Annotated in this window: 2 protein-coding genes; both read right to left on the bottom strand. The window is 69.9% G+C overall.

Annotated elements, in window-relative coordinates; translation table 11 throughout:
- On the bottom strand, nt 1-8,876 hold an 8,876-nt coding region (locus FJV41_RS15330; RefSeq protein ID WP_141643224.1), incomplete at its 3' end, for a non-ribosomal peptide synthetase.
- Between the two features lie 26 nt (nt 8,877-8,902).
- Nucleotides 8,903-10,348: a condensation domain-containing protein gene (locus tag FJV41_RS15325; protein ID WP_141643223.1), complete on the bottom strand. Its 1,446-nt coding sequence runs from the start codon at nt 10,346-10,348 to the stop codon at nt 8,903-8,905.
- Nucleotides 10,349-10,350: the final 2 nt, after the last annotated feature.

Genomic DNA, 10,350 nt, shown 5'->3' with positions numbered 1-10,350 from the left:
CCCGCCAACCGCTCCCTCACCCTCCCCGCCGGCAGCACGTCTCCTCCCGCCAACACCTGCCTCACTCCCCCCAGCGCATCCGATTGCCTCGCCTGCATCTGCTCGTACAGCGCCGCCGTCAGCCACAGCGACGTGACACCGCTCTTCCGCAGCGCGCTCCCGAGTTCCTCCAGCGACGGTGTCCCCGCCGGGTACACCACCAGCTTCCCTCCGTGCAGCAGCGCTCCCCATATCTCCAACGTCGACGCGTCGAACGACACCGGCGCCAACTGCAACCACACTTCTTCCGCCCCGAAGTGCGCGTAGCTCGTCCCCACCACCAGTCGCGTCACCGCTCGCTGGGGCACTCCCACTCCCTTCGGCTTCCCCGTGCTCCCCGACGTGAAAATCACATACGCCAGGTTCTCTCCTCCCACGACGGGACTCGGGTTGCTCTCCGGCTGGCGCGCAATCCCCTCCCACTCCGTGTCCACGCACACCACCGCCTCCCCTCCCTCCGCCACCTCGTCCGCCAACCTCTCCTGCGCCACGAGGACGGCCACCCCTGCCTCTCGCTTCATCCACCCCAACCGCTCCAGCGGGTAGCTCGCGTCCAGCGGTACGTACGCTCCTCCCGCCTTCAGGATGCCCAGCACCGACACCACCAACTCCAGCGAGCGCTCCACGCACAGCCCCACCTTCACCTCGGGGCCTACCCCCATCCCTCTCAGGTGGTGCGCCAGTTGATTCGCTCGGCGGTTCAGCTCTCCGTAGCTCAGCCTCTCGCCCTCGTACTCCACTGCCACCGCGTCCGGACTGCGCCTCACCTGCGCTTCGAAGAGTGACGCCAGGCTTGCCTCTCGCGGGTACTCCACGCGTCGGCCGCTCCACTCCTCCACCAATACTCGCCGCGCCTCTTCCCCCTGCATCGGCAGCGTCCACAGCCTCGCCTCCGGCCGCGCCACTCCTGCCTCCAGCAGCACCCGAAGGTGCTCCACCATCACCTCCACCGTCCTCCTCTCGAAGAGGTCACTGTTGTAGTTCGCCACCACCGCCACTCCGTCCTCCGCCTCCTCCACCACCAGCGACAGGTCGAACTTCGACGTGGTCCCCTCCGCCGGCATTCCCTTCAGCATCAGTCCTTCCTGACGCAGCTCCGTCACCGGCGTGTTCTGCAGCGTCAACGTCACCTGGAAGAGCGGGCTCCGACTCAAGTCCCTCTCAGGCTGCAACTCTTCCACCAGCTTCTCGAACGGCACGTCCTGATGGGCGTACGCGCCCAGCGTCGTCTCCCGCACCTGCTTCACCAACCCCGCGAAGGTCTCCTCTCTCTTCACCCGCCCCCGCAGGACCAGCGTGTTGACGAAGCACCCGATCAGCCCCTCCGTCTCCGTCCGCGTCCTTCCCGCGATGGGCGCGCCCACGCACACGTCTTCCTGACCCGCGTACCTGCCCAGCACCGTCTGGTACGCGGCCAGCAACACCATGAAGGGCGTAGCGCCCTCCCGCCTCCCGAGTCCCTCCACCGACCTCCAGAGCGCACTCCCCCACAGCGCCTTCACGAAGCCGCCTCGGTACGTCTGAGTCGCGGGCCTCGGCCGGTCGGTTGGGAGCTCCAATGCGCGCGGAGCGCCCTTCAGTTGGTTGCGCCAATAGGTGAGCTGTCGCTCCAGCTCCGCCCCTTGCAACCACTCCCGTTGCCATACCGCGTAGTCCGCGTACTGCACCGGCAGCTCGCTCAAGGGAGACAGTTGTCCCTTCGCGTACGCCTCGTAGAGCGCGCCCACTTCCCTCACGAGCACACCCATCGACCAGCCGTCCGACACGATGTGGTGCATCACCAGCACCAGCACGTGCTCCCGCTCCGACAGCTTCACCAACACCGTTCGCAGAAGTGGCCCTGACTCCAGGTCGAACGGCCGCCGGGCTTCCTCCGCGATGCACTGCTTCACCGCGCCTTCACGCTCCGCCTCCGGCAACCCGCTCACGTCCTCTCGCTGGAGGACCCACTCCGCGCCCTCCGTGATGACCTGAACGGGACCGCCCGCGTCCGCACGGAACGTCGTGCGCAACGATTCGTGGCGACGCACCAGCGTTGAGAAGCTCCGCTCCAACACCTCCACAACCAACGGGCCTTCGATTCGCAGCGCCGCGGGGAGGTTGTACGTGTCCAATCCCGCCTGGAGCTGATCCAGGAACCACAGTCGCTGCTGGGAATACGACAACGGCAGCGGCTCGCTTCGCGATACGGGCCGCAGCGGCGGCGGCAGAGCACCCTGCTCGGAACGGAGCGCCTGCTCCACGAGCACGGCCAACGTCTCCACGGTGGCGGACTCGAAGATGCTCCGCAGCGCCAGACTCACCCCGAACATGGCGTGGACTCGCGACGCCACCTGGGTCGCCAGCAACGAGTGCCCACCCAGTTGGAAGAAGTCGTCCCGGATGCCGACACGCCGCTGCCCCAGGAGCGACTCCCACAGCCCCACCAGGACCTGCTCCGTCGGAGTCCTCGGCGCCATGTACGAGGCCGACTCCGTGGCGTCCACCGACTCCGGAGCGGGAAGCGCCTTGCGGTCCACCTTCGCGTTCGGCGTCAGCGGCAGGGACTCCAACCGAACCAGCACCGAAGGCACCATGTACTCCGGCAACTTCGTCCTCAGCAGCGCCTTCACCTCCACCAGGTCGGGCAGCGTGTCCGCCACCACGTACCCCACCAGTCGCTTGTCTCCGGGAACGTCCTCCCGGACCACGACCACCCCATCACGCGCCCCAGTCACCTGCTTCAGCGCCGCTTCCACTTCGGCCAGCTCGATGCGATGGCCCCGCACCTTCACCTGAGCGTCCTCGCGGCCGTGGAAGCCCAGCGTCCCGTCCAGACCCATCCGGACCAGATCGCCCGTGGCGTACATCCGCGAACCCGCCGGTCCGTCCGGGTCCGGCACGAAACACATGGCCGTCTCCATCGGCCGTCCCGTGTAGCCCTGCGCGACACCGACACCGCCGATGTACAGCTCTCCCAGCGCGCCAGGGGGCACTGGCCGCCACGTCGCATCCAGCACCTTGCAGCGAGTCCCAGGAAGCGGTCGCCCGATGGGCTCACGCCCCGACCCCAGGGCTTCGGCCTCGTGGAACGTCGACCAGATGGTCGTCTCCGTCGGGCCGTAGACGTTGAAGAGTCGCCCGCAGTGGCGTCGCAACGTCGCCGCCAGCTCACCTTCCAACGCCTCGCCTCCGCAGAGCAGCGTCAGGTCCTCGCCGCCCACGAAGCCCGCGGCCAGGAGAAGCCGCCACGTGGACGGAGTGCCCTGGACCAGGTTCACCCGCTCGTCGCGCAGGAGCGCATTGAGACGCTCGCCATCCAGCCGAGGTCCCCGGGTCGCGACGACGACACACCCTCCGACAAAGGTGGGAAGCAACAACTCCAGCAACGCGATGTCGAACGACAGCGCGGTGTTCGCCAACATCCGCGTGGACACCGTCGCACCCACGCGGGACGCCATCGCTCCCAGCAACTGGGTCAGCGCGCCGCGAGGAACCATCACTCCCTTGGGCCGCCCTGTAGAACCCGACGTGTAGCAAAGGTACGCGGGCAGCTCGTCCGGGAGCAGCCCCGCCTCCACCACCGCGTCTCCGGCCTGGGCCAGCAAGTGCTCCACCGACACGGTCTCCACGGCCGGCCCCACCCGGTCCCGCGCGTCGTCAACGTCGCTGACGATGAGCCCCAGGCCCGCGTCCTCCACCATGAAGCGGTGACGCTCCATCGGATAGGACGGGTCCAACAGGACGAAGGTCACCCCGGCCCGCAGGGCCCCCAGCACCGTCACCACCGTGCGCGCCGAGGGCCCCATGAGGATGCCGATACGGCCACCCAGCCCCACCGCGCTTCGCAGCGCTTGCGCGATGGCGCTCGCCTCCGCTTCCACGCGTGCGTAACTCCAGGCCGCCCCCGCATCGCTGATGGCCACGGAATCGGGACGGGTGCGCGCATGTCCTGCCAACCGCCGGTCCACGCTCTCGTACCGCCCCGCGGAGGCTCCCGCCCCCAGCGACACCAAGGCACGCTGCTCCGCAGGCGTCAGCAGCGGCAGCGCCGCCACCGTCACCGAGGCATCCTCCGCCAGCCCCTCCAGCAACCGCTCATATCGACGCGCCAGGGACTCGACTTCCTCGCGCTCGAAGAGGTCCGTCGCGTACGAGAACGAGCAGCACAACCGCGCGCCCTCCAAGGTGATGGAGAGCGACAGGTCGAACTCCGCCGCCGCCGTCCTCACCGCCAGGGACTCCAGCTTCAGTCCCTGGTGCTCGCTCTCCATCAACTGGAGTTCCAGGAACGCGAACCACAGCTGGAAGATGGGAGTCGTCGACAAGTCTCGAACGGGCTTGAGCTTCTCGACGATGCGGTCGAACGGCACCGCCTGACGATCAAACGCCGCAACCGACGCCTCCCTCACCCGTCGCAGCAGCTCCACCCCGGACCGCGTCACGTCCACTTGCACGCGCAGCGCCAGGGTGTTGGTGAAGAAGCCCACCAGCGCGTCCAGCTTCGGGTCCACGCGGTTGGAGACCGGGGTCCCCAACGTCAAGTCATGGTCCCGCGAGTGCCGTGAGACCAGGGCCGCGAAGCCCCCCAGCAGCACCATGAACAGCGTGCAGTCCTGACTCCGGGCCAGCCTGCGCAGCTTCTCGACGAGCGGCGCGGAGAGCTGGCTGAGCACCACATCGCCCGCGCCGCTCCTGCGCGACGGTCTCGGCCTGCTCGCCAGCGTCTCCACGGGCTGCTGACCGCGCAACGTGTCCAGCCACTGGTCCAGTTGGGTCCGCATCCCCGGCGAGTCGACCCACTGCTGCTGTGCCACCGCGTAGTCGCGGTACTGAAGCTCCAGCGGACGCAGCGGCGACGCCTCACCGGAGACCGCCGCGCCGTACAGCGCCGTCAGGTCGCTGGTGAGCACTCGCATGGACCAGCCATCCGCCACCAGATGGTGGAAGACGATGACGAGCACATGCTCGAGTTCCCCCAAGCCCAAGAGCGCCGCGCGCACACACGGCCCCTCCGCCAGGGAGAACGGCCGCTGCGAGTACGCGCGAATCCAGTCCTCCAGCTCCTCCGCCGACATCTCCTCGAACGGAAGCAGCGGCAGCTCCACCGGGCGTCGCACGTCGAACCACTGCACAGGGCGTCCGCCCACCGCACCGAACCGGGCGCGGAGCGGCTCATGTCGCTCCACCAGCGAATGGAGTGCCCGCCGCAACGCACCCACGTCCAGCGGTCCCCGAAGCCTGAGCGCGATGGGGATGTGGTACGTGGCCTTCCCGGGCAGGAGCTGTTCGAGGAACCAGACGCGCGCTTGCGCGGTGGACATCGGGTAGTGCTCCGCCTCCGGCGCCCGCTCCACCACCAGCGCGTCAGCTCCCGCCCCTTCACTCCGGAGCCGCTCGATGCGCGCCGCCATGTCGCGGAAGATGGGCGTCTCGAAGAGGGCGGAGACCGGCAGGTGCACCTGAAGCGCGGCGTTGATGCGCGCCATCAATCGCACCGCCATCAGCGAGTGGCCGCCCAAGCCGAAGAAGCTCGCGCTTTCGTCCGGAAGCCGTCGCTCCAGCAGGTCTTCCCAGATGCCTCGCAGCAAGGTCCCCACGGTCCCCCCGCCGCTCGGAGTGGCGGGCGCGGGGCCGTCTTCGTCACGCGCGGGCTCCCAGGCGGACAGGGCCGTGAGGTTGACCTTTCCGCTGGAGGTTCGCGGCAACTCGGGCACCACCCGGACGTCCGAGGGACGCATCCAGGGCGCCAGCTCGCTGGCCGAGAAACTCGTGAGGTCGCGGACGAGCGCCTCCGCCCGCTCCGCTCGGAGCGGCTCGTGAGTCCACTGTTCGAGCGTCACCGGCAACAGCACCGGCGCATCCGGAGCGAGTGGCGACTGGGGCAGGCCCAGCACCAGGTCGAAGCACACCACGTCCTCGACGCGCAGTCGGCACTCCGCGGTCAGCCCCAGCGCCGCCGCCTCCGCCAGCAGGTGCTCGGGGTCCACGGCCTCTCGACGCCGAGGCGAAACCCCGCGCAGCTCCTCCACCGTGCGTTCCGCGCGCGCGCCCTGGGCCAGGACGGAGGTCCGCTCCAGGACAGTCACCAGCCGCGCGTTCGGAATCCCCACGACACGCAGCGGAAGCGTGCCGGTGCTCAGCCAGTGCTCCAGACCCTGCCCGGGCTCCCAGGAGACCTCCAGGAGGGGCACCGTCTCCCCAGGGGCGCCCACGTGCAGCACCGCGTCGTATCGGAACTGATTCAGCTCATTCGCTGTTGCCCCGCCTCGCACCAACAGGCGCACTCCCGAGAGCCGGGGGAGCTCTCGCGCCAACACCTGGAAGAAGCGTGGATCGACGAGCAGCTCCTCCTCGAGTTGTGCTGCCCGGCTCGCCTGTCGCTCCAGGTCCTCCAATGACGTCTGTCCGGCCGCCCGCGACAGCGCGACGTGCCGCTGGAAGTCCGCATGGAGACCCAGGTGTCGCACGTCCCCCACGTAGACAACCCCGCCGGGCCGTGTCGCGGCCACCGCATGGCGCAGCACATCCACCAGGTACGCCGCGCTCGGGAAGTACTGCACCACCGAGTTCACGACGACGACATCGAAGCGCCCCTCGGCGTATCCACCCTCCTCCGCCTTCCGCAACAGCAGCCGCGTGCGCCCCGCCGCCCCCACGCGTCGGGCTCGCGCCGCCGCCGTCTCCAGCGACACCGGCGAGACATCCGTGGCCCAGTACTCCTCACACACCGGAGCCACGTGTTCGAGGATGGCTCCCGTTCCGCAGCCGATCTCCAACACCCGGCGCGGCCGGCGCTCCAGGATTCGCGCGCACGTCGCGGCCAGCCACTCGCGCATCACCTCGCGCGGCATCGCCTCTCCCGTCACCGCGCTGGACCAACCAGCGAACTCCTCGTCGGGACGGGGCTCCGACTTCAGGGCCTGCTCGAAGGCCAACAGCCACCGGTCCACCCGCTCCCGCTCCAGCTCGGGCCTGCGGTACTCCCGTCGGTCCACCGCGTACGTCACCAGCCGCGTCTCGCCGCCCGAGGTCGCTCGCGCCGCCGTGCACACCTCCGCCACGCTCGTGTGTCGTCCGAGGACACCGTCCACTTCGCCCAGGTCGACCCGCGCGCCGCGCACCTTCACCTGCCGATCCGCGCGCCCTCGCAGCAAGACGCGACCATCCGCCAGCAGGACCGCCCTGTCCCCTGAACGGAAGGCCCGCGAGCCGGGAGGCCCCAGCGGATCCGGGACGAAGCGCTCCGCCGTCTCCGCGGGCGCGAGGTGATAACCAAGGCCCACGCCGACACCGCCGATGAGCAACTCCCCTTCCACCCCCGACGGCAGGGGCCGCACCCACGCGTCCACCACCACGCCCGTCACCCCCGCCAGCGGCAGGCCGATGGGCACCTGCGTGCCCAACTCCTCGACGTCGTCCACGACGTGCATGTGGCTGCACACCGTCGTCTCCGTCGGCCCGTAGGCATTGACGAAGCGAGCGCGTCCGACGAAACGCTCCGCGAGCTCCGGCGGGCACGCCTCGCCCACCGACATCACCACGGGCCAGCGGTCGTCGCAGAGCGCCTCCGCGTCGACCAATCGCAGGATGGAGGGCACCGCGCAGATGTGGTCCACCCGCCAGCGACGGGCCGTCTCCACCATCACCGCCGGGTCCACGTGAGCGCCCGCGAAGACGAGCGTCCCCCCACGGAACAGCGTCAGCGACAGGTTGTAGAGAAACGCATCGAAGGCGACCGAGCCCACGTGCAACGCGCACTGCCCACCACCCGCCACCCGATGCATGGCGTGCGCGAGCCACAGCAGCCCACCCCGCGTCACCATCGCCGCGCGCGGAGTCCCCGTGGTTCCACTGGTGAGGGACAAGCAAGCTGGCAGCAGCGGCTCCGCGAACAACGGCCCCCGCAACGCGGGGCGCTCGGGGTCCACCGTCTCCAATGCCAACCGCCGCACCCTCGGCGCCAGGTCCTCGGGCAGCAGTGCGCCACGGGTCACCACGAGCGAGGCCCGCACCGTCTCCAGCAGGCTGGCGGTGCGCTGCGCGGGCACGCGGGCATCCAGCATCGCGAAGGTCCCACCGGCCGCGAGCACCGCCAGCGGCGCCACCACCAGGTCCAACGGGTCCTCCACCAGCACGCCCACCACCTGCCCGAGCACCCCTTGTTGCCACAAGGCGTAGCCCAACCGCCTCACCGCGCCATCCACCTCCGCATACGTCCACGCGCTCTCGCCGTCGGCCAACGCCACCGCCTCCGGATGCGCCGCCACCACCGCCGAGAAGGCCGTCAGGCAGTCCTCGCCCACACCTTCGGCGGGGACCTCGCCCCGCGTCGCGTGCTTGAGGGCCTCCAGCATCTGCGCGTCGAGCAGGGGCAGTCTCGCCCAGTCCCGCATCGGGTCCTTCAGGGCCGCGTCCAGCACCGCTCGGGCCGAGCGCGCCAGACTGGCTCCGCCATCTCCGCGTCCTTCGAGCGCGAGCCCTTCCCCGGTCCTCCGGATGACCAGCTCGGGAATCGCGCCGGAAGGCACGGTCGTCGTCACCTCGCCGCCCATGGGGACCAGCCGCACGCGCGCCACGGACGCGGGGTCTTGCGCGGGGGAGGCCGAGCCACGGCGCAGCGCCCGGTGGACTCGCACCACCAGGTCCACGAAAGCCTCTCGCGTCACCGGAGGACAGGCCACCAGCACGGAGCGGCTCGGCCCTTCCACCAGGCAGCGGGACGCGTGCTCCGGCCTCGCGGTCGCGAGGGTCGCCAGCCACGCCGCGAGGAGCACCGTCTCCTCGCCCGTTCCATGCTCACGGACGAACGCCGCCAGGCGCCCATCGAGGGCACCGTCACGAAGTGTCACTGTCATGTCGCTCACCCCAGGCTTCCGGCCACCTACCAACGGAATTCCTGCTCACATGGGCCGTCGCGCGGGGGCTCCAGGATGGCGTCGAGCGCCATCAACCTCCGGCCGAGACTCTCCGCGCCCAGTCCCTCCACCGCCCGGCAGACCTCCTCCAGGGCGGCGCGCATCGTCTCCTCGTCGTAGAGCTCCGGGTCGTACCAGAGCTGGAGCGTCAAGGTCCGCGCGTCCTCCTCGCTCTCCACCGCCAGGAGCGCGACGTCGAACTTGGAGCCCGCGCGCTCGTAGCGCAGCCGGCGCAACTCCAGCCCCTCCACGACGTGCCGCTCCGCGCTGAAGTTGTGGTACGCGAAGAACACATTCACCAGCGGCTGCCGACTGTCGTGTCGCTCTGGCTGGAGCTGCTCCACCAGGCGGTCGAACGGAAGCTCCTGGTGTTCGAGCGCGCCGAGCACCGTCTCCCGCACCCGCGCCAACAGCGTGAGCAGGCTCGGGTTGCCGGAGAGGTCCGTCCTCAACACGAGGACGTTGACGAAAAAGCCGATGAGCGGCTCCAGGTCCTTGCGCATACGACCCGCCACGGCCGAGCCCACCGAGATATCGAGGCTGCCACTGCGACGGTGCAAGATGAGCAACCACGCCGCGAGCAGCGCCATGAACCGCGTCACGGGGCCGGAGTCGTCTCGAAGCGCGGCCCCCGCCTCGGCGCGCAGGCGGTCCAGGCTCGCCGTGGAGAGCTGGCCCGCGACATAGGCACCGTCCAGCCGCGACACGCGAGGTCTCTGCCGGTCCGTGGGCCAGTCCAGTTGCATGGGTGCCCCCCGCAGCCGGGACACCCAGTAGCGCTCCTCCTCCGCCAGCTCCCCTCGCTCGAGCCGTCGCCGCTGCCAGGCCGCGTAGTCGGCGTACTGGACGTCCAGCACGGGCAGCCCGGCCCCCAGAGGCCGGCCACGAACCGCGTCGCCATACAGCGTCGCCAGCTCCCGCAGCAGCACTCGCACCGACCAGCCGTCGGACACGATGTGGTGCGAGGCCACGACGAGCACGTGGCGCTCCTCGGCGGTCCACACGAGCGAGAAGCGGATGAGGGGACCTCGCGACAGGTCGAACGAGCGCGTGGCCTCCGCGTCCAACACCTCGCGAAGCCGCCCATCCGTCTCCTCTTCGGAGGGCGAGCGGAAGTCGAGGACCTCCAGTTCCGCGGGCCGAGGCTCCAGGATGCGCAAGCTCGGCTCACCCGCCGTCTCCGCGATGACCGTCCTGAGCACCTCGTGACGCGCGAGCAGGTGGTCCACCGCGCGCCGCACCGCCAGCACGTCCAATCGCCCGCGAAGCTCCAGCACGACCAGGGGCTCGTTGTAGATGGGATTGCCGGGCGCGATGCGGTCGATGAACCAGAGGCGCTGCTGACCGTAGGAGAGCTGCAGCCGCTCCGCGCGGGAGACACGCTCGAGGCCGGACGTCTCGCTGCTGGGCATCC

Source organism: Myxococcus llanfairpwllgwyngyllgogerychwyrndrobwllllantysiliogogogochensis (assembly GCF_006636215.1).
Taxonomy (GTDB): domain Bacteria; phylum Myxococcota; class Myxococcia; order Myxococcales; family Myxococcaceae; genus Myxococcus; species Myxococcus llanfairpwllgwyngyllgogerychwyrndrobwllllantysiliogogogochensis.
This window is presented reverse-complemented; position numbering and strand designations above follow the sequence as displayed.